Here is an 18807-nt window from a genome sequence, read left to right on the forward strand (position 1 = left end):
GCCGCGAACGGGCCGGGACCCACGGGGGGTCCCGGCCCGTTCGCTGGCTGCGGGTCGCGGGTGCGTCGGCGGCTCAGTCGAGTCGGCGGTTCTCCCGGACCAGACCGCCCTCACACCAGTCCCGGTAGACGAAGAGGGTCGGGCGGGCCAGCAGCACCCGCGAGTTGTGCGCCCAGGTGCGCATCAGCTCGTCGCCGGAGCGCTCGGCCTGGTCGACCAGCTTGCGGAACCGGCGCCTCGGGTGGGCCCGGAAGCCCGTCCGGATGCCGTCGGCGGCGTAGATGTAGAGGCAGTGCAGGGCGAACCGGCGGGCCGGACAGGTCGGATCCATCGCCAGGTCGAAGAGGGTCGTCACCAGCCGGTCTCCGGCGACCAGCAGGTCCCAGTCCTGCGGCATGCTGGTCAGCGGCACCGAATCGGGTTGGTACGCCCAGGCCCGCAACTCCGCGGGGGACGGGTCGACGGGGTTGGCGAAACCGGAGAAGCTCGATTCCTGCACGCTCAACCGGCCAACCTTCCGCATCGCGCCCGCGCCGGCACCGGCCGGCCCGCAGGCCCCCTGGGCTGCTGGGGCGACACGTTAACGCGGTACCGGTGACCTGCGGTAGCCCCTTGCTGGGAGATTTCGGCAACCGTCGGTCCGACCGGACCGGCCGTACGGGCAAGCCGCCTGGACACGGTGCCGAAGGTCACGCCGGTGAGGTGGCCGCCGGCGTCGGCGACGGCACCGGGATCCCGGTGCCGCCGGTCGCGGCGACGCGGGCCTGCCGGAGCGACCCGGGCCGGTCCCCGTCGCTCAGTCCGGGGTGGGTAGCGGCGGTCCCTCGGGGGTGGGGACCGGCCTGGCCAGCCGGGCCGCCGACCGCTGGCGCAGCCACTGCTTGAACCACGCCAGGTCAGGCAGTCGGGCCAGCATCGGCCCGGTCACCACCGTGATCAACACGTACGCGGTGGCGAGCGCCGTCAACCGGGGTTCCACCGTCCCGGCGGCGACCGCGAGCCCGGCGATGACGATGGAGAACTCCCCGCGTGGCATCAGGGCCAGGCCGGCCCGCCACCGGCCGGGCTCGGCGATGCCGACCCGCCGGGCGGCCAGGTACCCGGTGAGCAGTTTGGTCCCCATGGTGACCACGGCCAGGGTGAGCGCGGGCAGCAACACCGGCGGCATCTCCCGGGGGTCGGTCACCAACCCGAAGAAGACGAAGAAGACCGCGGCGAACAGGTCCCGCAGCGGGGAGAGCAACTCGGTCGCGTGGTGCGCCACCGGCCCGGACAGGGCGATGCCCACCAGGAACGCGCCGACCGCCGCCGACACCTGTAGCTTCGCCGCGATGCCGGCGACCAGCAGGGTGAGCCCGAGCACCCCGAGCAGCAGCGCCTCCGGGTCCCGGGCCGACAGCGCCGCGGAGATCCACCGGCCGTACCGGATGGCGACGACCAGGACGACCATCACCGTGCCCGCCGCGACGGCGAGGGCCAGGCCGCCCCGGACCAGGCCGACGCCGGCCAGCAGCGCGGTGAGCAGCGGGAGGTAGAGCGCCATCGCGAGATCCTCGATGACCAGCACCGACAGCACCACCGGGGTCTCCCGGTTGCCGACCCGACCCAGGTCGCTGAGCACCTTGGCGATCACGCCGGAGGAGGAGACCCAGGTGATGCCGCCGAGCACCACCGCGGCCAGCCAGCCCCAACCGAGCAGCAGGGCGAAGGCGACCCCCGGCGTCGCGTTGAGCACCGCGTCGATCAGCCCGGCCGGGGCGGCCGACCGCAGGTTGCCTACCAGTTCGTTGGCCGAGTACTCCAGGCCGAGCATGACCAGTAGCAGGATCACGCCGATCTCGGAGCCGACGGCGATGAACTCCTCGCTGGCGGTCAGCGGCAGGATGCCGCCGTGGCCGAAGGCCAGGCCGGCCAGCAGGTACAGAGGGATCGGGGAGAGCCCGATCCGGCGGCTGAGCCGGCCGAGCAGGCCAAGGCCGAACAGCAGGGCGCCCAGCTCGACGAGGAGCGAGGTCTCCGCCGGCATCCGGCTCAGCCGTCCGGGTCACTGTCGGCGAAGATGGCGGTCACCCCGTCGAGGCCCTGTCGGGTCCCGACCACGACCACCACGTCACCGGCCGCGAAGCGGAACGAGGGGACGGGCGAGACGATGACCTCGCCGTGCCGTAGCACCGCGACGATGGAGGCACTGGTACGCGTCCGTGCCCTGGTGTCGCCGAGCAGCCTGCCGACGTAGGCGGAACCGGCCGGAATGGCGATCTGCTCGGTGAGCAGCCCGGCGGCCTGCTCCCGCAACCCGGCGAGCTGGCCCAGCATCAGCGACGCGCCGAGAATGTCGGCCAACGCCTCCGCCTCGTCGTCGGTCAGCGGGATGTCCGCCTGACACGCGTCCGGATCGTCCGGGTCGTAGAGGACCAGGTCACGGCGGCCGTTGCGGTGGGAGACCACCCCGAGTCGGCGACCGGACTCCGTCACCAGGTCATGACGCATGCCGATGCCCGGCAGCGCGGTCTGTTCGACGCGTACTCGCACCAGCCCACGCTACTCCGCTTCACCGAAGCTCTCCGCCCCTCGTTCTCGTCGACCGCGCGGGGGCTCGGAAAGCGTTAACAGGGGGCCCTTCCGCGGTTGCGCAGGTTGGTGACGCGGCCGGCCAGGATGCGGTCGGCCCGGGCCTCGTCGGCCACGACGATGCCCTCGATCGCCGACGAGGCGGTGATGCTGGCGACCCGGGCGCGGTCGGCCAGTTGGCTGAGCAGGCCGGGAAGTTGGTCGCGGTAGAGCGCCTCGGAGCCACGTCCCACATCCACCGTGCTCAGCGCGGTCACCAGGGTGCCGGGGATCTGGCCGAGGAGTCGGTCCAGGTCGACGAAGCTACGCATCAGCTACCTCGAGAATTAAGTGCATAACCACCAGCCAGATTATTTAGTTTGTCGGATTCCGTTGGGTAGTTAACGACGTCGGCGTGACCGAGGGGCGGGGGTGGAGGGTGATGTGGGTCACCGGTTAGAGTTGAGTGGAATACGCTCAACTCTGGCTTCGTCCTAACCACTGGACACGCCTATCCGGGGGAGCCCATGAACACGGAACGTCTCACCACTAAGAGCCGCGAATCCATCACCGGTGCCGTCGCCCTGGCCAAGCGGGGCGGCCACGCGACCGTGGAGCCCTGGCACCTGCTGCTGGCCCTGCTGGACACCGACGGGTCCACCGCCGCCGGCCTGCTGCGCGCCGTCGGGGCGGACCCGGTCGAGCTGCGCCGGGCCGCCCAGCGGGCGGTGGACGCCCTGCCAGCGGCCCGGGGCTCCAGTCTCGCCGAGCCCACCCTGGCCCGCGAGTTCGTCAACGCCATCGGGGCCGCCGAGCAGATCGCCCGGCCGCTCGGTGACGAGTACACCTCGACCGAGCACCTGCTCGCCGGGCTCGCCCAGGTCGGTGGCGGGGTCTCCACCACGCTGAAGAACGCGGGGGCCACCGAGGAGAGCCTGGTCGCCGCCTTCCCGTCCGTGCGGGGCGGGGACCGGCGGGTGACCAGCGCCGACCCGGAGCAGACCTACCAGGCCCTGACCAAGTACGGCGTCGACCTGACCGCCAGCGCCCGGGACGGCAAGATCGACCCGGTGATCGGCCGGGACTCCGAGATCCGCCGGGTGATCCAGGTGCTGTCCCGGCGTACCAAGAACAACCCGGTGCTGATCGGCGAGCCCGGGGTCGGTAAGACCGCGATCGTCGAGGGCCTGGCCCAGCGGATCGTCGCCGGTGACGTGCCCGAGTCGCTGCGGGACAAGAAGCTGGTCTCGCTGGACCTCGGGGCGATGGTGGCCGGCGCGCAGTACCGGGGGCAGTTCGAGGAGCGGCTCAAGTCGGTGCTGGAGGAGATCAAGGGCTCTGACGGCCAGGTGATCACCTTCCTCGACGAGCTGCACACCGTGGTCGGCGCGGGCAAGGGCGAGGGCTCGATGGACGCCGGCAACATGCTCAAGCCGATGCTGGCCCGGGGCGAGCTGCGGATGGTCGGCGCGACCACCCTCGACGAGTACCGCGAGCACATCGAGAAGGACCCCGCCCTGGAGCGCCGCTTCCAGCCGGTGCTGGTCGGTGAGCCGACCATCGAGGACACCATCGGCATCCTGCGTGGCCTCAAGGAGCGGTACGAGGTGCACCACGGGGTACGGATCACCGACGCCGCCCTGGTCGCCGCCGCGTCCCTGTCGGACCGGTACATCACCGACCGGTTCCTGCCGGACAAGGCGATCGACCTGGTCGACGAGTCCGCCTCCCGGCTCCGGATGGAGATCGACTCCCGGCCGGTCGAGGTGGACGAGATCGAGCGGGCCGTCCGCCGGCTGGAGATCGAGGAGATGGCGCTGGCCAAGGAGCCCGACGAGGCCTCCGCCCAGCGGCTGGAGCGGCTGCGCAAGGAGCTGGCCGACAAGCGTGAGCAGCTCACCGCCCTCTCCGCGCGCTGGCAGACCGAGAAGGGGCACATCACCAGGCTCTCCACCGCCAAGGAGGAGCTGGAACGGCTCGGCGGCGAGGCCGAGCGGGCCGAACGCGACGGCGAGCTGGAACGCGCCGCCGAGCTGCGTTACGGCCGGATTCCGGCGCTCAAGGCCGACCTGGCCATCGCCGAGGAGGAGCTGGCCCGGTTGCAGGCCGACGGCGCGATGCTCAAGGAGGAGGTCGGCGCGGACGACATCGCCGCCGTGGTCGCCTCCTGGACCGGCATCCCGGCCGGCCGGCTGCTGGAGGGCGAGACCGCCAAGCTGCTGCGGATGGAGGAGTCGCTTACCGAGCGGGTCATCGGCCAGGCCGAGGCGGTCACCGCGGTCTCCGACGCGGTCCGGCGGGCCCGGGCCGGCATCGCCGACCCGGACCGCCCCACCGGCAGTTTCCTCTTCCTCGGCCCCACCGGTGTCGGCAAGACCGAGCTGGCCAAGGCGCTCGCCGGGTTCCTCTTCGACGACGAGCGGGCGATGGTCCGCATCGACATGAGCGAGTACGGCGAGAAGCACTCGGTGGCCCGCCTGGTCGGTGCCCCGCCCGGTTACGTCGGGTACGAGCAGGGCGGCCAGCTGACCGAGGCGGTGCGCCGCCGGCCGTACTCGGTGATCCTGCTCGACGAGGTGGAGAAGGCCCACCCGGACGTCTTCGACCTGCTGCTCCAGGTCCTCGACGACGGCCGGCTCACCGACGGTCAGGGTCGTACCGTGGACTTCCGCAACACGATCCTGATCCTCACCGCCAACCTCGGGTCGTCGGTGATCAGTGACCTGACGCTGGCCGACGAGCAGCGTCGGGAGGGGGTCCTGGCGGTGGTCCGGGCGCACTTCAAGCCGGAGTTCCTCAACCGCCTCGACGACATCGTGGTCTTCGCCGCTCTCCGGGGTGACGACCTGCGGGCCATCGTGGACATCCAGCTGGGACTGCTGGGCAGGCGCCTGGCGGACCGCCGGCTGACGCTGGAGGTCACCGACCCCGCCCGGGTGTGGCTGGCCGAGCACGGTTACGACCCGATCTACGGTGCCCGGCCGTTGCGTCGGCTGGTCCAGTCGGCGATCGGCGACCAGCTCGCCAAGGCCCTGCTCGCCGGCCGGATCCGGGACGGCGACACGGTCCAGGTCGACCTGGCCGACAGCAAGGACGCCCTGACCGTCACCGCCGCCTGAGCCCGGCCGTCTCCGCGCGGCCTGAGCCGGCCGTCCGCCCGCTGCCGCCCCGTCGGGTCCGCCCGTCGGGGCGGTGTCGTGACGCAATCCGGGAGTTGTCGCCCCGAAGAGGGGCGAAGTGCGCTACGCATGTGCGCATGCGTATCCAACGGATCGACCATCTGGTGCTCACCGTGACGGACCTCGACCGGACGGTCGACTTCTACACGAAAGGGCTGGGCATGCGGGTGGAGACGGTCGACGAGGGGCGCCGGGTGCTCAGCTTCGGCGGACAGCGGATCCACCTGCACGAGGCGGGCCGGGAGGTCGACCCGAAGGCGACCCGCCCCACCCCGGGCAGCGGCGACCTCTGCCTGGTCACCGACTCGCCGCTGGCCGAGGTACGGGAGCACCTGGCCGGCCTGGGCGTCACCGTCGAACTCGGACCGGTCCGACGTACCGGGGCGATGGGGCCGATGACCAGCATCTACGTCCGGGACCCGGACGACAACCTGATCGAGGTCGCCAGCTACCGCCGGGAGCCCACCGCGAGCTGAGCCCGCCCCAGGAGCTGAGCCGGCCCGCCCCGGGAGCTGAGCCGGCCCGCCCCGGAGGCTGAGCCGGCGCGTTCCGGAATGTTCGGCCGGGGCCCCGGCTGGGAACAGTGGCCGGCATGGCCGACAACCCGGGACCGGACGAGCGCCTGGCCGTGACGATCGCCGAGCTGGACGCGGCGACCGGAACACTGGCCGGGTCGGACACCCTCGCCTTCGGCGGGGTCGGCCTGGCCGGCACGATGCTGCCCGCCACCGAGGCGTACCAGCGGTTGCTTACCGCCGTGGCGGCTCGACCGGACGAGGTACGGACCCGGCTGGACTGGTTGCTCGGCAACGGCTCCCCGGCCGGTCGGGCGTACGCGGCCACCCTGCTGGACCGGCTCGACCCGAGCGCCGGGCGGGCCGCCTGGGCGGGGCTGCGGGGCGAAACAGGGGAGTTGACCACCTTCACCGGCTGCCTGATGGAGCGCACCACCCTGGGGCAGTACGCCGACGCCCGGCTCGTCGCACCGTGAACCCGTCGCGGGCGGGACTCCCGGTAGTCGGCCGATCACCGGTCGGCCTTCGAGTTCCCGCAGGTGCGCGAGGTTGTTACCGTCTGCGCCAACACACCTGGGGGGTCGAGTGTTGAACGGTTCAGTCGCGTACCTGGTCTCGGCGGTCGGCTGTCTGGTCGGGGTGGCCGGGCTGGTGATCGCCCTGGTCGCACTCCAGAAGAGCAGGTCCCGGCCGGCACCGGCACCCGCCGCGCCCGCCGACCCGTTCCGGGACGTCGACGCCGACGCGCTGCGGGGCGACCCACGTCGGCTGCGCCCCGGCGACATCATCGACGTACGTGGCCGGTCCTGGACCGTGCGCGGCTCGATCCACCTCGTCGAGGGAAGCTGGAGCTGGGCCGAGCACCTGCTCGACGACGCCGGGGGCGTCAAGCGCTGGCTCTCCGTCGAGGAGGACCCCGACCTGGAGCTGGTGCTCTGGGAGGCCGAGCCGGGGGCCACCGTGACCCCGGGCGCGCCGACCATCGACTTCGGCGGTCGCCGCTACAACTGGGACGAGACCGGACAGGCCCGCTACACCGCCGTCGGCACCACCGGTCTCGACCCGACCGGCACCATGCGGTACCACGACTACCAGGGGCCCGGTGGCGCCCGGCTCTCCTTCGAGGCGTACGGCGACGCGGGCTGGGAGGTCGCCCGGGGTGAGCTGTTGCACCGCGGCGAGGTCATGATCTACCCGCAGGGCGGTCCGGAGAAGGTGAACTGAGCGGTGCTGGTCACCCTGGACACCCCCTACGTCGACACCAGCGCCGCCGACCTGAGCCTGGCCCTCGGTGACGCCGAGCGACCCGCCCTGCACGTGCTCGACCTCGTCCTGCCCGGGCCGGTCGAGCTGCGGCTGCGCCTGCTCGGCGCCTCGCACCAGGTGCTGTTGCGCACGGCCGGCACCGAGCTGAGCGAGACCGTCGCCTGCCTGCCGGGCCGGCCGCCGGAGCTGCCCGACGCGGCGTACGACGAGGCGGCCGGTCACCGGTTCACCGCCTCGGTGCTCCGGCTGGCCCCGGCCGAGCTGAGCGCCCGGGTCGCCGAGCTGCGCGCTGAGCTCGCCGACGATCCGTACGCGCTGGTGGGTGTCTTCGGCGGGGACGTGGACGCGGTGACCGCGCTCTCGGTACGCCGGGATCCGCCGGCCGGGGCGGCCGGTTGGCGCACCTGGCACGCGTATCCCCAGACCGGCGAGCTGGTCCTGACCGAAACGGTGGTGGCACTGAGATGACGTACCGGCGGTGGTTCGTGATGGGGGTGGCCGTCGCGATGGTCGGCGTACTGCTTGCCGGGTTCGCCATCTTCTACGGCAACTTCTCCCCGCGCGGGTTCGTCGAGGACCGGTACAACCGGGCGGCGAACCGGGACATCGGCCGGGAGGCGATCGCCTACACCTCCAGCCGGCCACCGAGCGCGGTGGCCAAGGAGGTCACCGACGCCTGGCAGCCGGCCGACCAGTACGTCGACGGCAGTGGTGTCTACCTCCGTTACGACGACGACTCCGTGGTCATCCTGCCGGTCGCCGCCGGTTCGGTCATCCTGCTGGAGCGGCTCTCGACCGCGTACCCGCGCTACCACTCGACGGTCGGTGGGGGTTGGGGTTGGGGCGGCGGCAGCACCATTCGGGGCGGCGGCCCCGGCAGCGGCAAGTGAGCTTCGCGTAAGACACCCCCCTCACCCTGGAGCCTCCTGTGCAGAACCTCGTCACCGATCTGCTGGCCACCCTCGCCTACGGGGTGGTCGGCGTCCTGTTGATGGGCATCGGCTACGTCCTGGTCGACGTGGCCACCCCCGGCCGGCTCAACCAGCTGATCTGGAACGAACGCAACCGCAACGCCGCCGTGCTGCTCGCCTCCAACCTGGTCGGGGTCGGCACCATCGTGGTCGCCGCGATCGTCGCCAGCGACCACAACTTCACCCTCGGCCTGATCGGTGCCGGCGCGTACGGTGTCCTCGGTCTGCTCATCATGGCGGGGGCGTTCGTGCTGCTGGACGCGGTGACCCCCGGCCGGCTCGGTGAGATCCTGGTCGACCCGGAGCCGCACCCCGCGGTGTGGGTGTCCGCCACCGTGCACGTCGCTGCCGGCGCGATCATCGCAGCCGCGATCAGCTGATGGCGTCGACGAAGCAGCTCACGGATGGGAGAGCCTCCCGGGGGGTCGTGATCGGGTCGATGGCCGCGGTGTTCGTGGTGTTCGGCTGCTGCGTGGGTGACGACTTCAGCAATGTCTTCACGAGTGACAGCGGCAGCACGGCGGTGCCGCCGCCCACCAGCACCCAGCGCCAGGACACCGTGCCGATCCTGGCGCGGGCCGCCACCGAGCAGGGCCTCTGCTACGGCTGGAAGCTGGTGGACGGCTCGCAGGCGGTCACCGTCGGCTCCAACCTGGGCGACGGGATCGCGGTCGAGGACAATCCGGGCTGCCCGCGCTGGTTGCAGCTGGTGGCCGACGTCGACTACACCTCCGCGAGCAGCGAGTTGGAGGACTCGGCGTCGTTCCGGGTGGCTGGCTCGCCGGACCTGGACCGGGCCAGGCTGGGCGGGCTCGACACGGACCTGGCGCGGTTCGGGCTGACCGAGGAGGTCTTCGTCGACGATCCGGGCTGGGCGGTGACCCGGGCGGCCAGCGTGCTGCCACTGCTGGCCGCCGAGGCGGGTCTGGTCGAGCCGCTGGCCACCGCTCCGGCAGCGCCGGCGGCCCAGGTCACGGCCCTGCCCGATGCCGGTAGTGACCTCTGGCGGGACCGCAGTGGCTACCTCTTCGCCGTCGGGGCGCTGCTGCTGGCCGCCGTACTGTTGATCATTGTTGGTCTGGTGCAGCGCAGCCGGCAGCGGCGAGCGGCCCCGGCCCCGACCGGCCGACAGCGGGCCCGATGACCGTCGCCGCCGCCGGGGCCGTCGTCGGACCGCCCGAGGAGGACGCGCCGGTACGGCCGTACTGGCGGCTGGCCCGCGCCGCGGTGCTGGTCGCGGTCTTCGTCTGCGCGGCCTGCGGCCTGGTGTACGAGCTGGCGCTGGTGGCGCTGGGCAGCTACCTGATCGGCGACACGGTCGGGCAGGCCTCGATCGTGCTCGGCGTGATGGTCTTCGCGATGGGCATCGGCGCGCTGGCGGCCAAGCCGTTGCAGTCCCGGGCGGCTCCCGCCTTCGCCCTGATCGAGCTGGCCCTGGCGCTGCTCGGTGGCCTCTCGGTGCTCGGGCTCTATGCGGCCTTCGCCTGGCTGGACCTGTACGGCCCGGCGCTGGTCGGTACCGCCTTCGTGCTCGGTCTGCTGATCGGCGCGGAGATCCCCCTGCTGATGGTGCTGCTGCAACGGATCCGCGAGCAGTCGGCCGGCAGCGCGGTCGCGGACCTCTTCGCCGCCGACTACATCGGGGCGCTGCTCGGTGGACTCTCCTTCCCGTTCCTGCTGCTGCCGCTCTTCGGGCAGCTCAAGGGCGCGCTGGTGGTCGGCGCGGTGAACGCCGTCGCCGGGGTGGCGTTGGTCCTCACCGTGTTCCGCCGGGACCTGAGCCGCCGGGCCACGGTCACCATCGTCGCCAGCACCGTCGTGGTCGGACTCCTGCTCTCCTACGCCTGGGTGACCGCCCGCGACTTCGAGCTGACCGCCAGGCAGCAGCTCTACCGGGATCCGGTGGTGCACGCCGAACGCAGCCGCTACCAGGAGATCGTGCTTACCCGGTCGGTCGCCGAGCCCGGCCGCAGCGTCACCGACCTGCGCATGTTCCTCAACGGCGACCTCCAGTTCAGCTCGATCGACGAGTACCGCTACCACGAGGCCCTGGTGCATCCGGCGCTCAGCGGGGCCCGGGGTGAGGTGCTGGTCCTCGGCGCCGGTGACGGCCTGGCGGTCCGGGAGGTGCTGCGGTACCCGGACGTGCGCCGGGTGACCGTGGTGGACCTGGACCCGGCGGTGGTGGCGCTGGCCCGCAGCGAGCCACAACTGCGCCAGCTCAACGGCGACGCCTTCGCCGACCCCCGGGTACGGGTGGTGCACGCCGACGCGTTCACCTGGCTGCGCGAGTCGGCCGAGCGGTACGACGCGGTGGTGGTGGACCTGCCCGACCCGAACGAGACGGCCACCGCGAAGCTCTACACGGTCGAGTTCTACACCCTGGTCCGGGTGGCGCTGGCCGACGGGGCCCGGATCGTGGTGCAGTCCGGCTCGCCGTACTTCGCGCCCCGCTCGTACTGGTCGATCGAGGCCTCCATCCGGGAGGCCGGGTTCGCCACCGTGCCGTACCACGTGGACGTGCCGTCCTTCGGCAACTGGGGGTTCGTGCTGGCTGAGCCGGGTACCCGTACCCCGCAGCTGCGGCTGTCCGACGACGTACCCCGGTTGCGGTTCCTGGACGCGGAGACGCTGCGCTCGGCGGCGACCTTCCCGGCCGACCGCCGGCGGGTGGACGTGCCCGCCTCGACCCTGCTCAACCCCCGGGTGCTGGAGTACGCCCGGACGGAATGGCGAGGCTACTGACCGTTCCGGCGGGTCGCGACGCCACTTGGCGTGCCGCACTGGCCGGTTGTCGATACGGTGTGCTGATCTAGGAGAGGAGAACCGTGGTCGATTCCCAGAACACGCCCGCCCGTGCCCGGCCGAGCGTCGTCACGATTTCCAGTTATCTGATTCTCGCCTTCGCGATCACCCAGGTGATCGGCCTGATCCTGTCCTTCCTGACCATCGGTCCCACCCGGGACGCGTTCCAGGAGGCCTACCAGGGGTCGGACCCCGACGGTGCCGCCACCCTCGCCAACGTGGGGGTCGCCTTCGCCATCGGCGCGAGCGTCCTGGTGGTGCTGCTCGCGGTCGGGCTCTTCGTGCTCGCCATGCTGAACAACCGGGGCAAGAACTGGTCCCGGATCACCACCTGGGTGGTCGGTGGGGTCCTGGTCTGCTGCAGCGGTGGCGGCCTGATCAGCGGCGCGGCCGGGATGGCCGGCAACCAGAGCGGTGGCGACATCGACACCGACGCGCTGCAGCGTCGGCTGGAGGCGGACCTGCCGTCCTGGTACAACGGGGTAAGCATGACCCTGTCCGTGCTCGGTCTGCTGGCGCTGCTCGCGGCGCTGATCCTGTTGGCGCTGCCGGCGTCCAACGAGTTCTTCCGCAACAAGCCGCAGGGTTGGGAGCCGCCGGTTCCCGGCGGCAACTACCCGGGCCACCCGCAGGGACAGCCGGGCTACCCGCAGACTCCGGGGCACCCGCAGGGCTCGAACGATCCGGGCTACCCGTCGCCGTCCGGACCGCCCCAGGGCTCGGGCGACCCGGGTTACCCGCCGCCGGGGCAGTCGCCGGGCGGCCAGTTCCCGCCGTCGCAGGGCGACCAGTTCCCGCCGTCGCAGGGCGACCAGGGCCCGTCGGACCGGCCGTCTGGAAGTTGACGGCCGGATAAGCGCGCCACCGACGATCCCTCCGAGTAGGTTGCAACCCGACACCTACTCGGAGGGATCAGTCGTGTCCTGTCCCGATCCGGCACCCGTGCGCCGCCCCGCCGTGGTCACCTTCGCGGCGGCCGGGCTGCTGCTGATGGCCCTCGGTGCGCTCGGCTACGCCGTCGCCAGCCTGGTCAACCTGGCCGGCACCGTGGACCGGTTCCGCTCGACCGTGGCCGGCACCGCCGACGACGGCGAGATCGACACGGTGGTCACCCTGGTGCGGGTCACCGTGGTGCTGTCGGCGGTGGTCACCGTGCTGGTCGGCCTCCTGCTCGCCGGGCTCGCGGTCGGGCTGCTGGCCGGTCGCCGGGGCGCCCGGGTGGCGACCTGGGTGGTCGCCGGGTTCGGCGGGTGCTGTGGCGGTGGCGCCCTGGCGCTGCTGCTCGGTCAGCGCCTCGCGCCGCTGCGGCTGGCCGACGACGACCCCACGACGGCCGCCCTACTCGCCGCCGTGCCGGAGGCGTACCCGTCGTGGTGGATTCCGTTGAACGCCGGGGTTTCGGTCGGACAGCTCGTCGGTTACCTTGTGGTAATCACGTTGCTGGTGCTGCCGGCGGCGCACACCTGGTTCGCCCGGCGCACCCCGTCGACCGGCTCGACGGACCAGGCCCCGGGTGGTCCACCCGCCCAGCCGCCCCGCGACCCCGTACCCCCGGTGAGGATGACCCCGTGACGTCCGATGCGATCCCGACGCGGCGGTGGGCCCTGGTCACCGGGGCGACCGCCGGGATCGGTGCGGCCTTCGCCCGTCGGTTCGCCGCCGACGGGTGGGACCTGGTCCTGGTGGCGCGGGACGCCACCCGGCTCGACACGATGGCGGCCGAGCTGACCGGGCGGCACGGTCGACGGGTCGAGACGTTGCCGGCCGATCTGTCCACCGAGGACGGTTGTCTCGCCGTCGAGCGGCGGATCACCGCCGGGCCGCCGGTCGAGATGCTGGTCAACAGCGCCGGGATCGGCCTCAAGCGGTCGTTCCTGAACACCAGCGCCGCCGACGAGGCCCGGGTGCTGCACCTCAACGTGTACGCGGTGATGCGGCTGACCCGGGCGGCGCTGCGGTCGATGACCGAACGCCGACGCGGGGCAGTGATAAATGTCTCTTCCGTCGCCGGGTTCGCCGCCTTCGCGCCCGGATTGACGTACGCGGCCAGCAAGGCCTGGGTAACCAACTTCAGCGAGTCGGTGGGGCAGGCCGCCCTGCCGTTCGGTGTTCGGGTGTTGGCTCTCTGTCCCGGCTACACCCGCACCGAGTTTCACGAACGGGCCGGCATCGACCCGGCGACGATCCCCGCCTGGCTCTGGCTCCGGACCGACGATGTCGTTGACGCAGCCCTTCGTGACCTGCGGAAAGGCAAGTTGGTAAGTGTCCCGGCGTGGAAGTACAAACTGGCCGTGGCGGGGCTGCGGCACACTCCGCTGCGCCTGCTGCACGCCGCGACCCGGGACCGCCGCCGGCGACCGGAGCGCGCCACCGGCTGACCGGGCCCGCCACCACTACTTGCGGGTACGTCCGGCCGCTGGACAGAGCACCGTCGCACAGAGTAGCGGATCATTGCTACAGATCAGTCGCTCGCGGGGTTGACCCGAGCGGACCCCACACCTGACTCCCAGAGTTGCGCAGTACCCTCTATCGGCATGGGGGACCACGACGACCTGCGTAAATTCATCACTGACCTGGCTGTTGTGCATGGCCGGGTGGTGCTCTCCTCAGGTCAGGAGGCGGACTGGTACGTCGATCTGCGGCGCGTCACGCTCCATCACCGGGCGGCACCGTTGGTCGGCCGGGTGCTGCTCGACCTGACCGCCGACTGGCAGTACGACGCGGTGGGTGGCCTCACCCTCGGCGCGGACCCGATCGCCCTGTCGATGCTGCACGCGGCATCGGCGGACGACCGCCCGTTGGACGCGTTCGTGGTGCGTAAGACAGGCAAGGCGCACGGCCTGCAACGACGGATCGAAGGCCCCGACGTAGTGGGACGTCGGGTGTTGGCGGTCGAGGACACGTCGACGACGGGGGGCAGCGTGTTGACCGCGGTCGACGCGTTGCGCGAGGCCGGAGCCGAGGTGGTGGGTGTGGCGGTTATTGTTGATCGAGGCGCTGGTGCCGCGGTGGAAGCCGCCGGACTGCCGTATCGGGCCGCCTATACGTTGGCTGACCTCGGCCTTGTGGCGTAAAAGTTTACCGATTCGGATCTGCTGATATGCAGGCGGATCGATGCTGCTGGTGGAAGGATGTAATTCGTGGGAACTGCGTTGGCTGAAATGACCATGCCTCAGATCTCGCCGCTTGCCGGCGAGCCGATCGAACGTGCCGATGCCGAGCGGCTGGCCGGGGTGCTCAAGGCCCTTGCCGATCCCGCCCGACTGCGGCTGCTCAGCCTGATCCAGTCGGCTCCCGAGGGGGAGGCGTGCGTCTGTGACCTGACCGCGCCGCTCGGCCTCTCGCAGCCGACGGTCAGTCACCACCTGCGTATCCTCACCGAGGCCGGCTTGCTGGAGCGGGAGAAGCGCGGTGTCTGGGCGTACTACCGGCTGGTGCCGGCGGCGATCGCCACGATCGCCGACCTGCTCACCCCGCCGCGCAAGCGCGCCACCAAGAAGGCTCGCTGACGGTGACCGTCACGCTCCGGTGACCGGTCAGGCCGGTCACCGGAGCGGGCGGGGTCGTCCGTGGCCTCAGCGGTCGACCGGCGTCCGGTAGGACGCCGGTGGCTGGTACGCGGGCTCCTCGGTCAGTGCCTCGGCGGCCCGCCGCAGTCGGCGCTGCTCGGCGACGATCATCGCGCCGACCAGGGCGAGACCGAGCAGGAAGAGCCCGAGGATCGGCAGCAGGTTGTCGCCGGGGGCGGTCAACGTCCGGTCCTCGGTCTGCCACGGCCACAGTGCGCGGAGACTACCCAGCAGTGCGCCGGCCATCACCGCCAGCGTCATCCGGCGGTGCTTGTCCAGCAGCCACTGCAGCAGCTTCACGAACGAGGCCAGGCCGAGCACCATGCCGGTGCCGAAGACCGCGAGGTAACCGAGATCCCGGTCGTTGAGCGCGGTGATGGTCGGCTCGTAGAGCCCCACCGTGAGCAGCAGGAACGACCCGGACACCCCGGGCATCACCAGGGCGCAGACCGCCACCGCCGCGACGATCAGCACGATCACCGGGTGGGGCGTGAGCTCCGCCTGCGGCAGACCGGTGAGCAGGAACGCGCCGACGGCGGTGGCGATCAGCGCCACCAGGTGTCCGGCGTGCCGGGGTCGGGGAATCATCGACAGCGGCACCAGCACCGAGGCCAGCACCAGGCCGAGGAAGAGCCCCCGGGTGTGCTCCGGATACTCCGTCAGCACCGGTTCGAGCAACATCGCGGCGAGCAGCAGGCCCGGCACCATGCCGAGGAACACCGGCAGTACCACCGACCAGTGCACGTACCGGAACTGCTGGCCGGCCCGGGCCCAGCCCCGTTTGCGGGGGACGTCCGCCACGGCGTACCGGAACGCGTTCACCAGGTGGCCGGCGGAGACGATCAGCCGCTCGTACACGCCGGTGACCAGCGCGATCGTGCCTCCGCTGACTCCTGGTACGGCCTCGGCCACCCCGATGGCCGCCCCCCGGAAGACATGACCGACCCGTTCACCCAGTGCCATAAGAATCCGTTCGTCCGTCCGCCCGGACCGCCGTACGCGGACCGGTCACGTGGCCAACCAGGCTACCGGGGCCGGTCAGGGTAGCCCGGAGCCCCGCTTGACTGAGTCGCGGGTCAGCCGGTATGGCGCTCGTGGCGGCAGCCGGCGGCGGTGTCGCGGGCGGCCCGTGGCGGTGTCCCGGGTCAGGCGCGGCGGTTGGCCGCCAGCCGGGCGCGGAGCAACTCGAAGGCGATCGGCAGCACCGAGAGCAGCACGATGCCGATCAGGATCGCCTCGATGTTGGCCTTCACGAAGGGCACCTGGCCGAGGAAGTAGCCGAGCACGGTGACCCCGGTGCCCCAGAGGATGCCGCCGACCACGTTGTAGGTGACGAAGGTGCGGTAGTTCATCCGGCTCACACCGGCCACGATCGGGGTGAACGTCCGGACGATCGGCACGAAGCGGGCCAGCACGATCGACCGGGCACCGTACTTGGCGAAGAACTCGTGCGCCTTGACCACGTTCTCCTGTTTGAACAGCCGCGAGTCGGGCCGCCGGAACAGCGCCGGCCCGACCTTGCGACCGAAGGCGTACCCGACCTGGTCGCCGGCGACGGCCGCGATGGTGATCAGCAGGCAGACCAGCCAGAGCGGGTAGGTGATGTACTGCCCGTCGGCGGTGAGCAGACCGGCGGTGAAGAGCAGCGAGTCACCGGGCAGGAAGAAGCCGATCAGCAGACCGGACTCGGCGAAGACGATGGCCAGGATGCCCAGCAGCCCGAACGTCGAGATGAGGAACTCCGGATCGAGCCAGTCCGGCCCCAGGGCGACGGTCATGCTGGGCGGCACGGGGGACCTCCGAAGTCTGCCAGGGCAGAAGGCGGCACTCCGCCCTCGATAACGGCACTGCGTAGTCTAGAGCCCACCGTCCGACACCATCACCCGCATCGCCCGTCACCGGATGACCTGCCCGTTCTCGGCTCAGGGCCGCCAGCGGCGGGTGAGGGATGAAGGCGACGGATGAGGGCCGCCGGCGACGGCTCAGGGCTGCCGGCGGCGGGTGAAGAAGAAGAGGGCGGCACCGACCAGCAGGAGGCCGCCGCCGATGGCGGCGATCGTGACGACCGAAGCTCCGGTGATCGGCAGACCGCCACCCTGACCGCCGTCGTCGTCACCGTCACCGCCGCCCTGGGCTGCGGTGTCGACCACGATCTTCGCGGTGTCGTTGCCGGGATCGAGATCCACGGGGACCGTCGACCCGTTGTGGCCCAGCGTGATCGTGCTGCTGTGCCGGCCCGCCTTGTCGATCCGGAGCGAGAACGGGAACTCGGCCCGCTCGCCGCTGGGCAGCGGCCCCGTCCGGAAACAGCTGTAGTGTCGGCCACCCGGCCGGCCCGGCTCCTCGCCCTGGTCCTCGTCGCTGCGGCAGTTCTTCGGGGCGCGTACCGCCGTGGTGCCCTCGGGCACCAGCACGGCCACGATGGTGTAGAAGCTGCGGCCACCCGCGTTCAGTACCGCCGGCCCCTTGTTGGTGTAGCCGACGGTGACCGGCACGGTCCGGCCGACCTCGCCGCTGACCCGGGCCCCGTTGGCGGCCGCGTCGGCCTGCTGGTCACCCTGGACGGTGAGGACGATCTCGGTCGAGTTGTCACCCGGGGTCAACTCCGACTGGGGCTCGCCGGCCCGCTGCGGTGCGGCGGAGACCGACGCCAGACCGAGCACCCCGTCGGTGCCCCGCTCGCCGTCCTGGTTGGCCGGCGACCGCTGCGAGCGCAACGCCGCCCAGTCGGCCGGGGTGAGCCACACAGCGGTGCCGTGCTGGGTGTTCGGTGCCCAGGAGTCCCGGGGCAGGGCGAACGAGAAGTCACTGTCCACCCGGACGGCCGCACCGGGTGCCAGACTCCGGTCGAAGGTGCAGGCGAACGTCACCGGCGTGCTGTGGTGCGGCCCGGTGGCGAAGTACTCGCAGTTCCGGTACCGCTTGGCCGGCGCCAGGCTGTAGTTCCCGACGACGTAGAGGACAAGCTGCTCGACGGCCCGCTCACCCTGGTTGCGTACGGTCAGCGGGGCCGTGACGGTGGCACCCGGCCGACCGGTCAATGCCGCCTCGGCGGGCGCCACCAGGTCGACGCCCGCGCCGACTGAGACCGTCGAGCGGAAGGTGCTCCGGCCGCCGCCTGGCTCGGTCACGGTGAAGGCCAGCTCACCCCGCTGACCCGCCTCGGCATTCTCGCGCAGCGACACCACCAGCGAGAGCAGGCCCATGCTGGGCCCGTCCTCGTCGAGCACCTGGCAGGTCAGCACCGGACCGGCCGCGGAGCAGTCACCGCCGGAAGGGGCCACCGTGGCGAAACCGTCGACACCGCTGCGGTCCACCGTGACCGTCGCCGACGGCAGCGGCCGGTCGCCCAGCACGGTCAGGTCGACGCTCTTCTTCGGGCCGCCGGGCGCGAGCGCCACGTTGTTGGCGTACAGGTCGAACGCGACGGCCGGGCGGACGTCGGCCGGCTCCGGCGCGGCGGCACCGGGGGAAGCCGCCACGGCGACCACCAGGCCGACGACGCCGAGCCCGGCCAGCAGACGCCGAATCGAGCGGGTACGCATCACGGGGCTCCTCCGATGGGTGGCCCGTGGATCGTAAGCGCAACGGCCGGCTTTCGATGTCCCCCGGCGGGACGGTGCGGCTGTCGGTCGCTGCCCTAGCGGTAGTCGTCCTCGTCGCCGGCGACGACCCGGGCCTGCTCCATGGCGTCCCAGTCGGCGACCTCCAGCCCTCGGTGCGGTTCGGTCTCGCCGTCGGCCGGGTCGATCGAGGTGGCCTGCTCGACCGCGTCGGCGGCCGGGGCCTCCAGGTCACGCTCGTTAGGCGTGAGGTGGTCGCTCGGGGCGAAGTCCTCGTCGGGCTGACCCATCGTCTCTCCCTGGATAAACAGCGGAAATCTACCCACACCGTACGGGGTGTGGGCCGGGTCCGCTCGGCACGCCGGCCACCCCGGTCGGCCGATTGCCGC

Annotated in this window: 22 protein-coding genes; 14 read left to right on the forward strand and 8 right to left on the reverse strand. The window is 71.7% G+C overall.

Translation table 11 applies throughout. The features are described 5' to 3' along the window. Positions 1-73: 73 nt before the first annotated feature. From ACN28G_RS26855 to ACN28G_RS26870, 4 genes are all read right to left on the reverse strand, one after another. Positions 74-505, reverse strand: a complete 432-nt coding sequence (locus ACN28G_RS26855) for a hypothetical protein (protein ID WP_091432858.1) — start codon at positions 503-505, stop codon at positions 74-76. Positions 506-796: 291 nt separating this feature from the next. Then, a complete protein-coding gene (locus tag ACN28G_RS26860) occupies positions 797-2026 on the reverse strand; it encodes a cation:proton antiporter (protein WP_091432861.1) in 1230 nt (409 codons plus the stop codon). A gap of 5 nt (positions 2027-2031) precedes the next feature. Beyond that, positions 2032-2532, reverse strand: a complete 501-nt coding sequence (locus ACN28G_RS26865; RefSeq protein ID WP_421480613.1) for a cation:proton antiporter regulatory subunit — start codon at positions 2530-2532, stop codon at positions 2032-2034. A 74-nt stretch (positions 2533-2606) separates the two neighbouring features. After that, the gene (locus ACN28G_RS26870) at positions 2607-2882 is read right to left on the reverse strand and encodes a hypothetical protein (RefSeq protein ID WP_091432872.1); all 276 of its coding nucleotides are present in this window, start codon (positions 2880-2882) and stop codon (positions 2607-2609) included. 195 nt (positions 2883-3077) lie between these two features. Between ACN28G_RS26870 and clpB the strand changes: the two genes are divergently transcribed. The 14 genes from clpB to ACN28G_RS26940 all read left to right on the forward strand — a co-directional run bounded on the left by clpB (position 3078) and on the right by ACN28G_RS26940 (position 14795). Continuing rightward, the gene (gene clpB / locus ACN28G_RS26875; RefSeq protein ID WP_421480614.1) at positions 3078-5669 is read left to right on the forward strand and encodes an ATP-dependent chaperone ClpB; all 2592 of its coding nucleotides are present in this window, start codon (positions 3078-3080) and stop codon (positions 5667-5669) included. A 137-nt stretch (positions 5670-5806) separates the two neighbouring features. Beyond that, complete coding sequence (locus ACN28G_RS26880) at positions 5807-6205, forward strand: VOC family protein (protein WP_421480615.1); 399 nt, start codon at positions 5807-5809, stop codon at positions 6203-6205. 116 nt (positions 6206-6321) lie between these two features. Continuing rightward, entirely contained in the window at positions 6322-6720 is a 399-nt protein-coding gene (locus ACN28G_RS26885) for a hypothetical protein (RefSeq protein ID WP_091432882.1), read from the forward strand. Positions 6721-6832: 112 nt separating this feature from the next. Beyond that, positions 6833-7468 carry a DUF4178 domain-containing protein gene (locus ACN28G_RS26890; protein ID WP_091445718.1) on the forward strand — a complete coding sequence of 212 codons (636 nt, stop codon included), beginning with the start codon at positions 6833-6835 and terminating at the stop codon, positions 7466-7468. Between the two features lie 3 nt (positions 7469-7471). Continuing rightward, a complete protein-coding gene (locus ACN28G_RS26895) occupies positions 7472-7978 on the forward strand; it encodes a DUF2617 family protein (RefSeq protein WP_091432886.1) in 507 nt (168 codons plus the stop codon). Next, positions 7975-8400, forward strand: a complete 426-nt coding sequence (locus tag ACN28G_RS26900; RefSeq protein WP_091432890.1) for a DUF4247 domain-containing protein — start codon at positions 7975-7977, stop codon at positions 8398-8400. The genes ACN28G_RS26895 and ACN28G_RS26900 overlap by 4 nt, the downstream gene beginning before the upstream one ends. A 38-nt stretch (positions 8401-8438) precedes the next feature. Next, complete coding sequence (locus ACN28G_RS26905) at positions 8439-8861, forward strand: DUF350 domain-containing protein (protein ID WP_091432893.1); 423 nt, start codon at positions 8439-8441, stop codon at positions 8859-8861. A 59-nt stretch (positions 8862-8920) separates the two neighbouring features. Then, complete coding sequence (locus ACN28G_RS26910) at positions 8921-9625, forward strand: hypothetical protein (RefSeq protein ID WP_139135548.1); 705 nt, start codon at positions 8921-8923, stop codon at positions 9623-9625. Further along, complete coding sequence (locus tag ACN28G_RS26915) at positions 9622-11226, forward strand: polyamine aminopropyltransferase (RefSeq protein ID WP_091432899.1); 1605 nt, start codon at positions 9622-9624, stop codon at positions 11224-11226. The genes ACN28G_RS26910 and ACN28G_RS26915 overlap by 4 nt, the downstream gene beginning before the upstream one ends. Positions 11227-11309: 83 nt before the next feature. Then, complete coding sequence (locus ACN28G_RS26920) at positions 11310-12131, forward strand: hypothetical protein (RefSeq protein ID WP_421480616.1); 822 nt, start codon at positions 11310-11312, stop codon at positions 12129-12131. 73 nt (positions 12132-12204) lie between these two features. Next, positions 12205-12858: a hypothetical protein gene (locus ACN28G_RS26925; RefSeq protein ID WP_421480617.1), complete on the forward strand. Its 654-nt coding sequence runs from the start codon at positions 12205-12207 to the stop codon at positions 12856-12858. Then, on the forward strand, positions 12855-13664 hold the full coding sequence (locus tag ACN28G_RS26930; RefSeq protein WP_091432907.1) for an SDR family NAD(P)-dependent oxidoreductase: 810 nt from the start codon (positions 12855-12857) through the stop codon (positions 13662-13664). The genes ACN28G_RS26925 and ACN28G_RS26930 overlap by 4 nt, the downstream gene beginning before the upstream one ends. 156 nt (positions 13665-13820) lie before the next feature. Then, the gene (pyrE, locus tag ACN28G_RS26935) at positions 13821-14360 is read left to right on the forward strand and encodes an orotate phosphoribosyltransferase (RefSeq protein WP_091432912.1); all 540 of its coding nucleotides are present in this window, start codon (positions 13821-13823) and stop codon (positions 14358-14360) included. Between the two features lie 93 nt (positions 14361-14453). Further along, a complete protein-coding gene (locus ACN28G_RS26940) occupies positions 14454-14795 on the forward strand; it encodes an ArsR/SmtB family transcription factor (protein WP_091445720.1) in 342 nt (113 codons plus the stop codon). Positions 14796-14861: 66 nt separating this feature from the next. Here the strand turns inward: ACN28G_RS26940 and ACN28G_RS26945 are convergent, their stop codons facing one another. The 4 genes from ACN28G_RS26945 to ACN28G_RS26960 all read right to left on the reverse strand — a co-directional run bounded on the left by ACN28G_RS26945 (position 14862) and on the right by ACN28G_RS26960 (position 18708). Beyond that, positions 14862-15818 carry a DUF368 domain-containing protein gene (locus ACN28G_RS26945; RefSeq protein WP_421480618.1) on the reverse strand — a complete coding sequence of 319 codons (957 nt, stop codon included), beginning with the start codon at positions 15816-15818 and terminating at the stop codon, positions 14862-14864. 182 nt (positions 15819-16000) lie between these two features. Then, the gene (locus ACN28G_RS26950) at positions 16001-16633 is read right to left on the reverse strand and encodes a DedA family protein (RefSeq protein ID WP_091432919.1); all 633 of its coding nucleotides are present in this window, start codon (positions 16631-16633) and stop codon (positions 16001-16003) included. A 204-nt stretch (positions 16634-16837) separates the two neighbouring features. After that, the gene (locus ACN28G_RS26955) at positions 16838-18400 is read right to left on the reverse strand and encodes an LPXTG cell wall anchor domain-containing protein (protein WP_421480619.1); all 1563 of its coding nucleotides are present in this window, start codon (positions 18398-18400) and stop codon (positions 16838-16840) included. Positions 18401-18495: 95 nt separating this feature from the next. Continuing rightward, positions 18496-18708, reverse strand: a complete 213-nt coding sequence (locus tag ACN28G_RS26960; RefSeq protein ID WP_091432928.1) for a hypothetical protein — start codon at positions 18706-18708, stop codon at positions 18496-18498. Between the last annotated feature and the right edge of the window lie 99 nt (positions 18709-18807).

This window comes from Micromonospora sp. WMMA1923 (assembly GCF_049179195.1).
GTDB classification, from domain to species: Bacteria; Actinomycetota; Actinomycetes; order Mycobacteriales; family Micromonosporaceae; genus Micromonospora; species Micromonospora yangpuensis.

What these genes read in the sequence shown, in the direction of transcription:
- ACN28G_RS26945 (WP_421480618.1), bottom strand. Translation starts at nt 15,818, where the DNA reads ATGGCACTGGGTGAACGGGTCGGTCATGTCTTCCGGGGGGCGGCCATC.
- ACN28G_RS26885 (WP_091432882.1), top strand. Translation starts at nt 6,322, where the DNA reads ATGGCCGACAACCCGGGACCGGACGAGCGCCTGGCCGTGACGATCGCC.
- ACN28G_RS26940 (WP_091445720.1), top strand. Translation starts at nt 14,454, where the DNA reads ATGCCTCAGATCTCGCCGCTTGCCGGCGAGCCGATCGAACGTGCCGAT.
- ACN28G_RS26910 (WP_139135548.1), top strand. Translation starts at nt 8,921, where the DNA reads ATGGCCGCGGTGTTCGTGGTGTTCGGCTGCTGCGTGGGTGACGACTTC.
- ACN28G_RS26860 (WP_091432861.1), bottom strand. Translation starts at nt 2,026, where the DNA reads ATGCCGGCGGAGACCTCGCTCCTCGTCGAGCTGGGCGCCCTGCTGTTC.
- ACN28G_RS26870 (WP_091432872.1), bottom strand. Translation starts at nt 2,882, where the DNA reads ATGCGTAGCTTCGTCGACCTGGACCGACTCCTCGGCCAGATCCCCGGC.
- ACN28G_RS26900 (WP_091432890.1), top strand. Translation starts at nt 7,975, where the DNA reads ATGACGTACCGGCGGTGGTTCGTGATGGGGGTGGCCGTCGCGATGGTC.
- ACN28G_RS26955 (WP_421480619.1), bottom strand. Translation starts at nt 18,400, where the DNA reads ATGCGTACCCGCTCGATTCGGCGTCTGCTGGCCGGGCTCGGCGTCGTC.
- clpB (WP_421480614.1), top strand. Translation starts at nt 3,078, where the DNA reads ATGAACACGGAACGTCTCACCACTAAGAGCCGCGAATCCATCACCGGT.
- ACN28G_RS26880 (WP_421480615.1), top strand. Translation starts at nt 5,807, where the DNA reads ATGCGTATCCAACGGATCGACCATCTGGTGCTCACCGTGACGGACCTC.
- pyrE (WP_091432912.1), top strand. Translation starts at nt 13,821, where the DNA reads ATGGGGGACCACGACGACCTGCGTAAATTCATCACTGACCTGGCTGTT.
- ACN28G_RS26960 (WP_091432928.1), bottom strand. Translation starts at nt 18,708, where the DNA reads ATGGGTCAGCCCGACGAGGACTTCGCCCCGAGCGACCACCTCACGCCT.
- ACN28G_RS26950 (WP_091432919.1), bottom strand. Translation starts at nt 16,633, where the DNA reads ATGACCGTCGCCCTGGGGCCGGACTGGCTCGATCCGGAGTTCCTCATC.
- ACN28G_RS26915 (WP_091432899.1), top strand. Translation starts at nt 9,622, where the DNA reads ATGACCGTCGCCGCCGCCGGGGCCGTCGTCGGACCGCCCGAGGAGGAC.